The sequence below is a fragment of the uncultured Fibrella sp. genome, from assembly GCF_964250085.1.
Lineage (GTDB): Bacteria > Bacteroidota > Bacteroidia > Cytophagales > Spirosomataceae > Fibrella.
The window spans coordinates 272,890-287,913 of sequence record NZ_CAXUEC010000002.1; the positions used below are offsets into that span (position 1 = coordinate 272,890).

Consider the following 15,024-nt stretch of genomic DNA (forward strand, 5'->3'; position numbering starts at 1 on the left):
AACACTATCGATACTGATTTTGCAGATAACTGCCGTGATACTGCCGGAGCAGTGCGTCTAATTGGTAGCCTACTTTATAGCGGGTCCCTATGTTATATCCCCTCGTATAGGCGTACTCCCATCGAAACTCTTCGCTACTCCTAAGCCTCAGTCGCTGGCTTTGTGCGATCCGTCCCGGCGGAATAGGAATGGCGAAGTTGAAGCCTCCTGTTGTCCCGTTTATGGTTTTAGTGGCAAACAGGCCGACTTCCACATTACCCATCTGTCTGAACAGATCTATTCGTCCCCCCCGATCCTGATGTAAATACTGCCCCCCAGACACTTTAATGGTAATATCCCGTTTCTGGAAGCGGTAAGCGACGTCGGCGATCAAAAGCAGATGGCTTAGTGACTCGTAGTAAAAGCCATTTTCGGGGAAGTAATAAAACCCTGTAAGCCCTGTTTCTACGCCATAAGACCAGTTGCTTGTCAAGTCGGCATGGCGGTACTGCGCATTCAAGCCATACTGATCGTTGTAAAACAAACCCGCCGACAGGCTCATGAAATTGCGGCCATTGAGCGCCAGAAACTGGTTCAGAAAAGTGGGGGCAGGCCTGACATTCAAGGCCTGGTTATCCAGTTTGTTGCTGATTGGAAACAGAACACCCCAATTCAGTACCAGACCCCGGCTCAGATACAACTGACTTTGCAACAACAGGTTAATCTTACTTTCGACTGTCTGATCGCGGAAGCCAAACTGTGCGATGAACTCAGGCTGTAGCCGAAAATCCAGTTTATAATGTCTGCTATCGAACGGGTGAGATCTTGCAAACTCAGCCCGCTCCAGGCTGGATATAGTGCTCGTGCTTACCGAATTACCGAATTGATAGCGGGCAATAGGCACCCCCTGGAAAAGCGGAACGAACTCGTTGATTAGCTGAGACATCAGAGGAGTAACCAGCTTGATCATGCCAATGAATGGATTACGATACAACCGTTGTTCGTAATACACTCGATTGCCAACACTGTCTACCGCCAGATTTTCATAATCAGTCAAGACGGCTTGCGTTGTCTTTTCACCAGCTACCGCTGATCCGATTGGCACTGAAACTACCTCCGGCTGCTCGGCTTCTTTCTGGCTGGATGCCTGCTTGTTTTTTCGTAACAGAGGAACCGTATAAGACGTACCCACCGACAGTTGATTACCACCCAACAGGCCCGCCTGAATAGTCAAGCGTTTAAATAAAGTCGCATAGGCACCAACATTTACATGCTGGGAATCCCACTCGGCTAGTATTCCACCTTTCTTCGAAAAATTGACGTTAACGCCACCAAATGGTCCTACCAGGTAGTGGTTGGCCGAATCCCGCTTATCCTGTAGTCTAAAATCGGAAAGGATATCGTTTGCGTTTGTTCGCCTGCCAATAGAATAAGGGCTTCCTATACCCACTGTAACACCGGCGTTAATCGACTTTGCAACAGGGATATGCTTTGTGGCAACGATTACATGAGTTAGAAGCGAGTTGTCTACCCCAAAAGGAGCCGATAGAATGATGGCCATCGACGGTACTTGACGCTTCTCTTTCAGAAATACATACTTTATATCAGCCTGTCGATCACCAATGCCCCCTTCCAGGTAAACAAGTCGCTTGCTGGGATTCAGCAGGTTGATGTTTACTTCCAGCCGAGGTAGAATAGCCAGGTTCACATACGTTATATTTTCCGAACTGGCATCGCTTGGCTTATTGAACTTGATCGCATAGTTCGACGGGTTGTAATTATAACCGATCGAAAACGTGCCATCTTCCATAAGGTCTGCCGTTGGAATGTAGATCAGGCCCGGTTTGCCGGATATGTTCATCTGCGCCAGTATCTGCACCGGATGACCGGCGCACACAACAAGCAGCAGCTTAAACAAAACCTTTTTTCCGGCCTTCATATACGTGGCAATTTTGAACGGTTATCCCTATACGTAGCTAACAGTTAACTGGTAAGCGTGCTGTTTTCTCTACTCATTCAGTAGTTTATCTCGTTCAGTCTAATTAGTGGTAATCAATCCTCCTGCCAGCCAGACCAGAAAGTGGCCTGGTTGTCGGATTGGTTGCTACTACTGTTTTCGGGTAATGACCTAGTTATTGAACTTCAGACGGAGCGAAAGGCCAGCTTCTACACCGTTGAGGCTCACTTTTTCAGTGGTGCTTGTCGTTTCCGTTCTCGTCAGTTGGTTATAACTACCCAGGTGGTAGCGGACATCGAGTGCGGCATACAGCATTTTCACCAGTTTCTTCTCAGCACCAACGAACACCTGCACACCATACGAATTTCCCGATTGTTTCTCGCTCAACGTACCTGGGTTGGCCACAACCACCCGGTTCAGTTCATTGTTGATAAAGTAACGAGCCACACTAACACCGATGTAGGGCGTCAGGAAAGCATCTTTAGGTTTCTCCTGTGTGGTAGTAGTGCCCGTTGTTGTGGCTGGTGCAGGTGCCTGAGCGAACGTATATTTCAGATCAAGGGCCACCGGAATGATCGAGATCGAAAAGTCTTCCGTTCGCGTAATGCCACCAATCACCAAACTGCTCGACGCTGAACTTTTGTAGTAGCCCACCCGACCTCCGACAGACAGATTTTTGGCAATCCCGATTTCAATGGCTGCCGTAGGAATTACCTGTCCTGAGAATTTAGCGCCGGATCCATTGTTATAGGCCGTCAGGAAAGAGCGATCATTCCAATAGTCGAGCGAAGGTTGCCAGTAGCTGGCTCCCACGCTGATGCTCTTCAGGTTGACCTGTGCCTGCGCTGAGTAGCTTCCCATAAAACCAGCCAGCACAACGATAGCGGATGCAATGTATTTCTTGCTCATGATAGTGTATGAATGAGGGATTGGAGTCAGAACAATTTCGGGAGAATGGTACACCGATCAACCACCATTACCCTGGTTGTGGCAACTGGCAACAGCCTGATCGCGGGCCTTGGTTAAGGTCGCTAACGTGGCATTGTAGTTGGCCGTGATTTTGTTCAGGTCGGTTGTTTTTGCCTGAGTAGCTGCTGCCAGTTTCGCCGTTGAAATAGCGTCACAGGTGTTATTATCAGCACTTTGCAGGGTCGCAATGGTTTGTAATGTCTGCGAATACGATACAGCATACAACACGCGTAGCAGGTTATATAACGTTTCACCCAGTACCGCTTTGCCGGCATCCAATGAAGCAATCGATTGATTGAATTGCTGAGTGATGTTGGTACGAACACTCCCATAACTGGTCGTCACCGTCGACTTACAGGTCGCTACCTCTCCCAGAATACTGGTTTGTGCAGTAGCAAACGCCTGGTTTACTGTGGCCTCCTGTGAAGTTTTTCCCGCATCCAATACCACCACAGCGTCAGCAAAGGCTTTGGCGGCGGCAGCTTTACAGGCATCATCATCGGCCCGGAGGTAAGTGGCAGCGATTTTTTCAATCAACCCGGTAGTAGCTCCCGTCGACGTACGGCCACCAACTGGTTTCCCGTTTACCGTTGGCAGTGAGAAGGTGGGAAGGTAGGCTTTAAGCGCCGGGTTAGCCGCCAACGCTGCTGCTTCAGCCTGTAGATTGGCAGGCAACGTACCCGATGTTGTTAGGTTGGCTAGTACGGCAGGTGAAAAGCTAGCAGCAAGTTCGGCAGCTTTTGATGTCGACACAGCACTCGACACAGCAGCACCTGCTGCTTGTACAACCGCAGGCACCTGGCCGGTTGCGGTTAGGTTGGTCAAACCCGACGAGACGGCTGCTGTTGCAGTTGATGACGTAAGCGAAGAAGCAGTCACCGACACGGCTGCTGGCTGAGTAGGCGTTACTGTAGGTAGCGTTGCATCAAAACCCTTGAAGGTATACGTGAAGGGAGTCAGCGAGTCAACGTCCTTCGTCTTACAGTTGTACAGGGTAGCCGCCAGACACAACCCGTATGCGAGAAATCGGATACTCAGTTTTGCAGTTTTCATGTAATGTTTCTTTACAAATTAGTACGTAGGAAAATGGTTGACTGTGAGCGTAGTAATGCTTGATAGGTTTTCCGATCAGCATGAAACAATATGTTACAACGATAGATCAAGTGGCTATTAATTTGTCAATTTATACACTATAACAGTAACAAATATTATGCCATTAACCCTGTGGACTATATTACATTTTTGGTCACATGATGATCGTCAGAAGGAATACGCTCATCATATATACCCGGACCAGTTGTTTTATTTTAGCCGGTTACCTAAAACCTTTATGATAAAAATGTACTCCTCTGGCTGAGCTAACCCATTGCTAACGAGTAGATTAACTGGCTGGCTGAATTTAATTTTTATCCTATCAATCCAACTGGTCTCCTCTTGCGTACATCAGAAGCATTTTAAGGAACTAGCTGGTGCCGTGCAGCGCACAGGCGATACCAGTAGCGGTTACTCTGAAGGAACTCCTTTTGAGTAGGGCGTACCTATAGTTTAATGTCATGGTGTGTGAGCAGATAGAGATTACGTACTCTTATCCGATAGCAAGTATACTATGTATTTGTCTAATAAAATTAAAATCAACTTAGTGGTAACCCTTGTAGAAATATAGTTTACCTAGATTTAATCATATTTTTTGTTTAAATAAGTAATCATCTGTTCGTTTTACCTGCCTATTCCCCGAAATAATTGTATGATTTAACCACATTGATCTATCTAATTTTAATCCATTTTTAATGTTACCTCCGGTTACATTTATTGTCCGGTTATGCCCAATTTTTTTGGCAGCCTTTTTGTTCGTATAACTTTCACCGTTTTGTCTATAACAGCTTACTTACCTCTATAAACAAACAGCGGCTCAGACAGTGATTGCCCGAGCCGCTAGTGAATAGACAAGCTGAACCAGCCTAGTGATGATGCCCGCCGGGGCCGTGCGCATGTCCGTGCGTTACTTCATCACTGGTAGCGTCGCGCACCTCCACTACTTCAATATCGAAGTGCAGGTTTTCGCCCGCCAGTTCGTGGTTGCCATCGATCGTAACGGAGGTAGGACCAACTTCCTTTACCGTTACCACCATACCATCGTCGGCCTGGAACTGCATGCCTACCTCGACTGGCGCACCACCGAACGCCGTTTTAGGCACCTCATGTACATTCTTTGGATCGCGTACCCCATAGCCTTTTTCTGGCGGAATGTTCAGGTTGAGTTTATCGCCCGCCTGCCGACCTTCAAGCCCCTCTTCCATACCCGGAATCAGGTTATGTTCGCCGTGCAGATAATAAAGTGGCTCACCGCCTTCGCTGGAATCGAGTACCTCGCCGGCATCGTTTCGCAACGTGTACCGAATGGCGGCTACCTTATGTTTTGTAATATGCATACGTCAATCAATGCGTTTGGTATGGGTAGGTAACGGGCAAGACCCGTTATTTGGTTCTATTTTTCCAGCCTGTGCACGGGCTATGGGCTTCGTTGTGATTAGTGGTCATTTGCCGTCGGCATCATTGGTGGTTATCAGGTGGTCATGGCTGGAAAACAACAAACGACCATCAGTGACGCAAACGGCAAATGACCACTAATGCCCGTCAATGATTACTTTTAACCCATGTCATCACATCATATTGTCCGCGAAAAACAGGAACCTGCGCTGATCATTGCCAACGGCGAATCCTGCCATGCCGAGTTGCTTGGTCAACTGCTTGAGTGGTCGCCGTATGTGGTCGTGCTCGATCAGGCAATTCACCGCGTTATCGACATGGGCCTGAAAGCCGACGTACTCCTTGGCGACTTTGACCGGAACCTCGATATAGAGTCGATCCGGGCCGCACAATACCCGATCGAGGTTGTGTCGACGCCCGATCAGAACAAAACCGATCTGGAAAAAGGCATCGATTTTCTGATCGAGCGCGGCTTTCCGGCGGTTAATATCGTGTGGGCCACCGGTCGCCGCATGGATCACACGATCACGAATCTGACGAACATTGTTCGCTTCAAGTCGACGATCAAAATCACACTGATTGACGATTATTCGGTGATTTATCCCCTGGTTGGCCGCTTTGAGAAATGGTATGCCAAAGGCACCCCTATTTCACTGATCCCGGTTGGTACTGTAACGGGCATAGACACAGAGGGTTTACTTTATAACCTGCATAATGACTCGCTGACGATCGGCTACCGGACGGGTAGCAGCAATGAAGCCGCCGCCGATGGGTTCGTCCGTATCACCACCCAAACCGGCGATTTGCTCCTGATGGAATGCCATGATTAGGGATTGGCTCCGCTACATAGCGCCACGAAGCTAAGCAGAGCCAATTCCAAATCCCCAATCCATTCACTTCAGTCGTTCTACTTCGTAGCGTAGTTCGTCGGCAAGTTGTCGAATCCGGTCGTAGCTGGGGGCGGGAGGTGGGAGTTGCTGGCTTACAAACGCCTTCACATCCCAGACTTCGAGCACATCTTTCAACGCCACTTCCCGGTTGGGTACGTTCGGTCTATCGGCGGTGAGCAGCAGTGTGCCTTTATCTTTTACGTGACTGAACACCCGCCGCGCAAGCATGCCCTGATGCTGGACCAGCAATATATAGAACTGCCCATCGGTGATCTCGAACCAGTTACGCACAAACTGCCCGATCAGCCAGGCTCCGGGAAAGGTGAAATCACCATCAGCTTCAAAGGCGCGGTACTGGCCCATAGGCAACATTGGCAGGCGCATGGTGGGTAGGCGGCTCAGGTAGTCGGGCTGCTGGAATCGCTGCTGATAATCGCCAAACTGGCTTTGGTGTACGTAGTGAATGGTCTGCGCCGACGTATCACTGCCCGGCGACCGTTCGGGCAGCGGTGTGGTGGGCGATGGTGCCTTTTCAAAATGGTTGTTGAAGGCCGGTAACGGCTCGGCCCCACTAGTGAATCCCTCGGCGTTCCGGCTAACGGTAAATTGAGGCGACTGAACAGGCTGACCCGCCCGCGCCCTCATTTCTTCATACAACTGCCCCGACTGCGGCACCGCACGATCTGCTTCTCCGCGTTCAGTCGGCGTTTGGCGAGGCGGGGCCGCCGGGCCTCGATCAGCCTGGGTACGTTCGGGTGCTTGTCGTTCAGCAGGTGCTTTGTAGTATTTTTCCAGCACATTTACCAGCGGCTGGGGCTCGGCCCCGATAAACTCCCGGTCTGTAGGTGGCCGGGGGTCGCTGATCTGGGGGGGCGACGAAATAAAATCATCTTCCTCGTCGTCTGTATCACCGAAAATAGGCGGTGGCGATGCGGCCCGGGTGCTGGCATGCGGCCCAATCGGCAGGCTCAGATCCGGCGTTTCGCGAATCTTGCGCAAGTCCTGCTTCAACAACTGATCGACCGATGTGTTGAAGAGTTTAGCAATAGTGATGAGCGTATTCCAGTTTGGGTTGGCCCGCGCCTCTTCATACGCTCCCAGCAACGACCGTTTGATGCCGATGCGCTGCGAAAACTGCTCCTGCGTTAAGCCATTCAACTTTCGTAGGTATTTGATGTTGTTGCTGACGAGCGTCATGGACGGATCGGGTTTGGTAAAATTTTTAGTAAAGAACGTTTTTTTTTGTTCTCATTCGCCAACACATCATCTCTGAATGTCATAAAAAAGCGCCGTTTATAACAACCTCGTTGCCCCCGACCCGGTCGTTCAGGTACGGTCGACAATCAGCCAGGACCGTTAGCTTGGTTTTTCGTATTCATGGTTCCCTTACTTTAAATAGGGATGAATGTGTAGCTTCGTTTATGTACCAATCGTGGTAGATTGCAGCTTTTCCGAATGTATGATGCGCTTCCTAATAGCCCTGTGCGGCTACAGCCTGTTTGTTCAGCCTGCGAGTGGCCAACCGGCCAATAAAGACAGTTTGTTTGTTGCGGCGGCAACCCGGTCGGCTATCGCGCAGCATGCCCGGGTCAACAACACCCTCGAACGGCTCTACAATGGCCCCGAGTACATCAGCTACGACCGGCGATTGACCGGACACGCCTTTTTCCCGAACGATACCTTGCAGGAAAGTCAGGTAACCTATGAAGGCGGTCAATTCACCGTGCCGCTGCTCTACGACATTGTGAAAGATGAGGTCGTTGTGGTGCACCCGAGCGGCTACCGGATGGCCCTTCACTCCGACCGGTTACCGACGTTCACGGTTCAGAATCACACGTTTATCCGGCTCGATACGGTTAAACAAGCCCTGCCAACGGGATTCTACGATCTGCTCTATGACGGCCCCACGCAATTGCTGGCCCGCCGCACGAAAGTCATTCTGGTCAATCCGGGCAGCTTTGGCTATGGCATATACGACCCCAGAACGACCTACTACATTCGCAGGAACGGCCATTATTTTCCGGTAAAAACCCGGCGGGCTACGCTTGCTGTACTAGCCGACCGCCGCAAGCAGTTGTCGGCCTATCTTCGCCAGCAAAAAATTCGCTTCAAACAGGCACCGGAGACTGCTCTGGTCAAGCTTGTTCAACAGTATGATGAACTGACCAAACCGCTTGGTACCAGGCACTAGCTGTTGGCCATTGGCGAGTGGACATCAACGCAACAGTCGCTGCCCGCCAACGTTCGGCCGCTATTATCCAGCATTACCCACAAACGTTATGACGATTTTCTACCGTACGCTTTTTCTCCTGCTGGGTGTGTGTATTACGCAGCTTGGTTTCGGTCAGAACAACAGAAACGGAACCATTTCCGACAACTTCAATACACTGTCTTTCAGGCAGTTTACGGAAGCCATCGAAGCCCGCACCGACTACCGGTTCTACTACAAACCGACCGATGTAGACAGTCTTCGGATACAGCTTCAGGTCAGCGACAAACCACTTGGGTACGTCCTCGATCAGGTGTTTGCTGGTACTCAGCTACGGTACTCTATCGACACCCGGAACCGCGTTTTTGTAACGGCCAGCCAGGCGATCCGCACTGAACTGCCCATTGGCTTTTTTGAACGCGGCCCCGGCAACACAACCGACGATACCGCCAGTATCGACTACGGCGCCGCCCGCGAAAAAACCCGGCTTTCACTCGAAACCAAACTGTTTGAAATTGGCTCGCGGGGCGGGAATAACCGGACGGGAAACGCCACGCTCGCCGGCCGGATTCGCAGCACCACCACCGGCGAGCCAGCCATTGGCGTGTATGTCCTGATCGAAAAACCGCGCATCGGCGTACTCACCGATCAGTACGGTTCATACTCCATTTCGCTGCCTCGTGGTCGGCACGAATTGAAGATCAAAAGCATCGGCATGAAGGATACCAAACGCCAGATTATGCTCTATGGTGATGGGAAGCTGGATATCGAGATGGACGAGGAAGTGGTGCCGCTTCGGGAAATCATTGTCGGGGCTAAGAAAGATGCCAACGTGGCGGGGCTGCAAATGGGCTCGGAACGGCTCGACATTCGCACGATCAAGCAGGTGCCGACCGTGCTGGGCGAGGCTGACCTGATCCGGGTGGTGCTGACGTTACCCGGCGTTAAATCGGTGGGCGAAGGCACGGTCGGGTTCAACGTGCGGGGTGGTACGGCCGGGCAGAACCTGATTCTGTTCAACGACGCCGTGATCTATAATCCATCCCACCTGTTCGGTTTTTTCTCAGCTTTCAACCCCGACGTGATCAAGTCGGTTGACTTGTATAAAAGTGCTATTCCGGCGCGTTTTGGTGGGCGGCTGTCGTCGGTGCTGGATGTGAGCACGCGGGATGGCAACAAGAAGAAACTGGTTGGTTCGGGCGGAATCGGGCCATTGACCGGGCGATTAACGCTCGAAGGGCCGCTTTTCTCCGAGAAAACGTCGTTCCTGATCGGGGTACGTTCCACCTACTCGGATTGGCTGCTGAAACAACTGACCAGTGCGGCCTACCAGAATAGCAAAGCGTCGTTTTATGATCTGAACCTGCACCTGACCCACGAAGCCAATGAAAAGAACACGTTTTACCTGACTGCCTACACCAGCCGCGATCAGTTCAAGCTAAACAGCGACAGCCTGTATACGTACCAGAACCAGGTGGCCGCCCTGAAGTGGAAGCATATTTTCAGCAGCAAACTCTACGGCGTGCTGACAGGTACGTATAGCCGGTATCAGTACGCTGTGTCGAGCGACAACAACCCGACCGACGCGTTTAAATTCGACTTCGATATTCGCCAGAGCGCCGCAAAGGTCGATTTCAATTATTACCCCAACGCCCAACACACGATTGACTTTGGCATTGGCAGTACATTCTACAATCTGAAACCCGGCAACATACAGCCCAGCGGTGCGGCTTCGCTCATCGCGCCCAATGTGGTGCCTGCCGAGCAGGGCGTCGAATCGGCCATTTATATTGGCGACCGGTTCGACCTGTCGTCGCGGCTATCGCTCAACGTGGGGTTGCGGTATTCGCTCTTCATGAACCTCGGTCCCAGTCAGGTGTATGGATACGCACCTGGCGTATCGCGGACGGAGGCAAGCATCCGCGATACGGTTTCGTACGGGGCTGGCAGCGTGGTAAAAACGTATCAGGGACCCGAATACCGGGTTGGGTTACGGTACGCCATTACCGATGATCTGTCGGTGAAAGCGAGTTATAACCGGATGCGGCAATACCTGAACATGTTATCGAACACGGTGGCGGTTTCTCCGCTCGACATTTACAAACTGAGCGATTCGTACATTCAGCCGCAATTGGGTGATCAGTTTTCGGTGGGTGTTTACAAAAACCTGCGGGCCAACACCATTGAACTGTCGCTGGAAGGCTATTACCGCACGCTGACCAACCAATTGGATTACAAGAGTGGTGCCACCCTCCTGCTGAATCACCATCTCGAAACGGATGTAGTACGCGCCGAAGGCGTAGCGTATGGCGTGGAGCTGATGGTGAAAAAGCTGACAGGTAAACTCAACGGCTGGGTGAGCTACACCTACGCCCGTTCGTTGCTTCGGACAACCGGCACGTTCGCGGCCGACGTAGTGAACAATGGCGATTTTTATCCCAGCAGCTACGATAAACCACACGACGTCACGCTGATTGGCAATTACAAGGTCAACCGGCGGTTTAGTATCTCGTTCAACGCTACCTACAGCACCGGACGGCCCATTACCCTGCCGCTGGCCAAGTATGTGCTGGGCGGAGCCGAGCGGGTGTTCTACTCCGAGCGCAATCAGTACCGCATTCCCGACTATTTCCGCACCGATCTTTCGCTCAATATTGAAGGTAATCACAAGATCAAAAAGCTGGCGCACAGCTCCTGGACGGTGGGTGTTTACAACCTGACGGGTCGCCGTAACCCGTATTCGGTTTATTTCAACTCGGCCAATGGAGCGATTCGTGGTTATCAGTTATCTATTTTTGGTCAACCCATTCCAACGCTGACGTATAATTTCAGATTTTGATGAAATGTCATTAAGTGGTCATTCATAGTCATTAGGTGGTCATTGATTGGCATTCCTCGAAAACCACAAATTACTCTAATGACCATCAATGACCACCTAATGACAGCGAGGCCTGATGACCATGAACAACAACGTGTGATGAAGAACTGGACAAAATTAGCCGCTTATGCCCTCCTGCTTCTGATGATTGGCAGTTGCGTTGACCCCTATCGCCCGTCACAGATCGAAGCCCCAAACCAGTATCTGGTTGTGGATGGATTCTTGAACGGCGGCACGGGTAACAGCGTCATCAAGCTTTCGCGGACCCAAAACCTGGGCAACACCACCAAACCAGCCGCCGAGGCTCGGGCTACCATTCAGGTAGAAGGTGGCACGGGCGAGACCTTCCCGTTTGTGGAAAGCGCAGCAGGTACGTATACGCTGACCGCCACGACGCTACCCATCGGAAAATCGTACCGGGTACGTATTAAAACGCAGGTCGGTGGTGAATACCTGTCTGACCCGATCACGATCAAACAGACGCCCAAAATTGACAGTCTCAACTGGGCGGTGAGAAACGATGGGTTACAGATATACGTAAATACCCACGACCCAGCCAACAAGACCCGCTACTACCGCTGGGAATACGAGGATACGTTTGAAATCCGGACGCCCTATGAGTCGCAGTTCGATTTTGTGAACAGTAAAGTGGTGATGCGAACGAGCCCGCCCGTTAATCACTGCTGGCGCACCCAAAGCTCCACGGCTATTCTGCTGGGTACGTCGGCCCGGCTCACCGACGATGTGCTGCAACGGGCTCCGCTGCTGTTCATTCCCGGCAGTTCGCCCAAACTATGGATCAAATACAGCCTGATGGTGAAGCAATACGCCCAGTCGCAGGAAGCGTATGCGTATTGGGAGAACCTGCAAAAAACAACCGAACAACTTGGCGGCCTGTTCGATCCGCTACCGTCGCAGGTTGGCGGTAATCTGCACAGCCTGACCAACCCGACCGAGCCTGTGCTGGGCTTCCTGGACGGATATACCACCGAGCAGATACGTGTGTTCATCGACCGTCCCCTTGAGTTGTCGTTTAATCTGCTCCAAACGGGTTACGAAAATTGTAAGCTGGACACGATTCCTACGCCGGGCGTACCCCCTCAGCCACTTAGCGCCTATTTAGGTCAGGGTGGTGGGTACGTTGCCATCAAGGAGTTGAAGCCCGGCTCTCAGTACCTGGCCACGGGTACACACTGCGCCGATTGCCGGGATATTGGCACCACCACAAGACCCTCGTTCTGGCCCCAATAACCATGAAAAACGCCTTTCGATGGAGTTGTGCGCTCCTGCTTATTGCGCAGTATAGCGTTGCCCAGCAACCCGTGTTGCCGCGTCTTCAACAACAGCTCGACGCGTACCGGAATCAGACGCTACAGGAGAAACTGTTTGTTCATACCGACCGGTCGTTTTACATCGCCGGTGAACGGCTCTGGTTCAGCCTCTTCTGCGTCGACGGTACGTTCCACCGCCCGCTCGATGTGAGTAAAATCGCTTACCTCGAACTGCTGGATAAAGACCAGAAAGCCGTGGTACAGACCAAAGTAGCCCTCGACAGTAGTCGGGGCGCAGGTTCTATTTACCTACCAACTGCCTTGTTATCAGGCAATTACGTCGTTCGGGCGTATACGAAGTGGATGAAAGCCACTGGCCGGGACTATTTATTCGAGAAGCCCATCACGATTGTCAACTCGTTCCGTAAACTGGGCTTACCTCTGCCCTCTGATTCACTGGCCTACGACACGCAATTTTTTCCCGAAGGCGGTCATCTGGTCACGGGCTTACCCGCCAACGTAGCCTTTAAAGTGGTAAATCAACGAACCGGGCGGGGCGTCGATTGCCGGGGTGCCCTGCTGGGATCGGCTAATGATACGGTAGCCCGGTTCAGCTCACTGAAATTTGGCATGGGTACGTTCGCTTTTACGCCGTCGGCCAGTGCGCGCTACCGGGTGGTACTCCTTGATAAACAGGGCCGTTCGTTTACGCAAGCGCTACCAACGATCGACGAAAACGGGTACACGATGAACGTTACCGAGGCCGGTGCCGGACAGCTACGTGTTGCCGTTTACACAAACAAGTCCACGGCGGCTACGGTCTATTTGATCGGTCATACCCGGCAGGTTGTGAAGGTGGCTGAAGGGCAACCGGTTATTGGTAACAAGGCGGAGTTTCTGGTCGCCAGAAGTAAGCTGAATGACGGCATTTCGCACCTGACCATCTTCGACGACGCCGGGCAACCCGTCTGCGAACGGCTGGTTGGCAAACGGCCACAACCGGGCCTTACCCTCCAGATTATGCCCGGCAAAGACCGGTATGCCACCCGCGACAACGTGCAGATCGCCCTCACAGCCAGTAGCCCGTCCGGGTCGCCATTGCTGGCGAATGCGTCTGTTTCTGTCTTTAAAATCGACTCATTACAGACCGATGAGGGTCCGACACTGCCTGATTATCTCTGGCTAACCTCCGATCTGAGGGGCACCGTGGAGTCGCCCGGCTACTACCTTAACCAGACCGGCCCCGAAGCCGACGCAGCCCTCGACAATCTGTTGCTGACGCAGGGCTGGCGGCGGTTTCGCTGGGAAACTGTAGTGCATTCTTCCCCCCCGGACGTCAGCCAGGAACCCGAACATCGGGGACATGTGGTGCTGGGGCGGGTCACCGATGCGCTTACAGGCGTACCGGCGGGAGACGTACCTACGTACCTGGCTATACCAAGCAAATCGATCCGACTGTACAGTTCGCGCTCCGATGCTAAAGGGCTGGTCCGGTTTGAACTGGTCAATTTTTACGGAACCAATGACATAGTGCTGCAAACGGGCGCGGGCGATAGCCTGCATCGTGTCGAGATTCTGACTCCCTACACAGAAACGGCAGTGTCTATTCGCCCGGTGGTACTTGATCTGGCCAACACGGTGAGCGAATCGATGCAGGCCCGTAGCCTGGCCATGCAGGTGCAGAACAGCTATTTCAATGCCTACGCCAACCCGGCTACAACGTCGGTCATCGACAGCACCACCTTCTACGGCAAACCTGATGAGCGTTATTTTCTGGATACCTACACGCGGTTTACGGTGCTGGAAGAAGTGCTGAGCGAATACGTACCCGGCGTGCTGGTGCGGCGGCAAAACGGCCATTTCAAGTTAATCGTGAGCAATATGCCGTATCGCAAACCGTTCGATAACGACCCGTTGATTCTGATCGACGGCGTCCCGGTTTACGACGTCGACCGGCTGATGGCGTTCAGTCCGTTGAAGATAAAATCGCTGGATGTGGTCACGAAACGCTATTTGCTGGGCTACGCCACGCTTTCGGGCATCATCAGTTTTAAAACTTACAAGGCTGATCTGGCCGGTTTCCAGCTCGACCCTCATGCGGTGGTTCTGGAGTATGACGGCCTACAGGCGCGGCGCGATTTTTACGCACCCAGCTACGCCACGCCCGAACAGTTGGCCAGCCGCCTCGCCGATTTTCGGAGCCTGCTCTATTGGAACCCAAATGTGACCAGCAACCAGCAAGGCAGGATCAATCTTAGCTTTTACACCTCCGACCAGGAAGGCCGCTACTTAATTGTGGTCCATGCCCTCACCCCCGATGGTCGATTCACTACCACACAGCAGGCGATCACGGTAACGGGTGCCCTGAAATAACGTACCTACCC

10 protein-coding genes are annotated in these 15,024 nt (G+C 52.1%); 5 read left to right on the top strand and 5 right to left on the bottom strand.

What is annotated here, in order from left to right; all coding sequences use genetic code 11:
* Positions 1-4 precede the first annotated feature (4 nt).
* From ACFE8Q_RS06655 to ACFE8Q_RS06670, 4 genes are all read right to left on the bottom strand, one after another.
* Positions 5-1,918, bottom strand: coding sequence for a YjbH domain-containing protein (locus ACFE8Q_RS06655; RefSeq protein ID WP_375444590.1), 1,914 nt, complete (start codon positions 1,916-1,918; stop codon positions 5-7).
* A 189-nt stretch (positions 1,919-2,107) separates the two neighbouring features.
* A complete protein-coding gene (locus ACFE8Q_RS06660) occupies positions 2,108-2,845 on the bottom strand; it encodes a hypothetical protein (RefSeq protein WP_375444591.1) in 738 nt (245 codons plus the stop codon).
* A gap of 57 nt (positions 2,846-2,902) precedes the next feature.
* Positions 2,903-3,958: a hypothetical protein gene (locus ACFE8Q_RS06665; RefSeq protein ID WP_375444592.1), complete on the bottom strand. Its 1,056-nt coding sequence runs from the start codon at positions 3,956-3,958 to the stop codon at positions 2,903-2,905.
* A 905-nt stretch (positions 3,959-4,863) separates the two neighbouring features.
* Complete coding sequence (locus tag ACFE8Q_RS06670; protein WP_375444593.1) at positions 4,864-5,334, bottom strand: peptidylprolyl isomerase; 471 nt, start codon at positions 5,332-5,334, stop codon at positions 4,864-4,866.
* Between the two features lie 225 nt (positions 5,335-5,559).
* On the opposite strand from ACFE8Q_RS06670, the gene ACFE8Q_RS06675 reads away from it, so the two are divergent.
* Positions 5,560-6,222: a thiamine diphosphokinase gene (locus ACFE8Q_RS06675; protein WP_375444594.1), complete on the top strand. Its 663-nt coding sequence runs from the start codon at positions 5,560-5,562 to the stop codon at positions 6,220-6,222.
* Between the two features lie 63 nt (positions 6,223-6,285).
* Here ACFE8Q_RS06675 and ACFE8Q_RS06680 read toward each other — a convergent pair whose 3' ends face one another.
* On the bottom strand, positions 6,286-7,479 hold the full coding sequence (locus ACFE8Q_RS06680) for a helix-turn-helix domain-containing protein (RefSeq protein WP_375444595.1): 1,194 nt from the start codon (positions 7,477-7,479) through the stop codon (positions 6,286-6,288).
* Between the two features lie 262 nt (positions 7,480-7,741).
* Here ACFE8Q_RS06680 and ACFE8Q_RS06685 point away from each other — a divergent pair, with 262 nt between their 5' ends.
* The 4 genes from ACFE8Q_RS06685 to ACFE8Q_RS06700 all read left to right on the top strand — a co-directional run bounded on the left by ACFE8Q_RS06685 (position 7,742) and on the right by ACFE8Q_RS06700 (position 15,013).
* A complete protein-coding gene (locus ACFE8Q_RS06685) occupies positions 7,742-8,473 on the top strand; it encodes a hypothetical protein (RefSeq protein WP_375444596.1) in 732 nt (243 codons plus the stop codon).
* Between the two features lie 88 nt (positions 8,474-8,561).
* Positions 8,562-11,330, top strand: a complete 2,769-nt coding sequence (locus ACFE8Q_RS06690) for a TonB-dependent receptor domain-containing protein (RefSeq protein WP_375444597.1) — start codon at positions 8,562-8,564, stop codon at positions 11,328-11,330.
* A 99-nt stretch (positions 11,331-11,429) separates the two neighbouring features.
* Positions 11,430-12,620, top strand: coding sequence for a DUF4249 domain-containing protein (locus ACFE8Q_RS06695; RefSeq protein ID WP_375444598.1), 1,191 nt, complete (start codon positions 11,430-11,432; stop codon positions 12,618-12,620).
* Positions 12,621-12,622: 2 nt separating this feature from the next.
* Complete coding sequence (locus ACFE8Q_RS06700) at positions 12,623-15,013, top strand: hypothetical protein (protein ID WP_375444599.1); 2,391 nt, start codon at positions 12,623-12,625, stop codon at positions 15,011-15,013.
* Positions 15,014-15,024 lie beyond the last annotated feature (11 nt).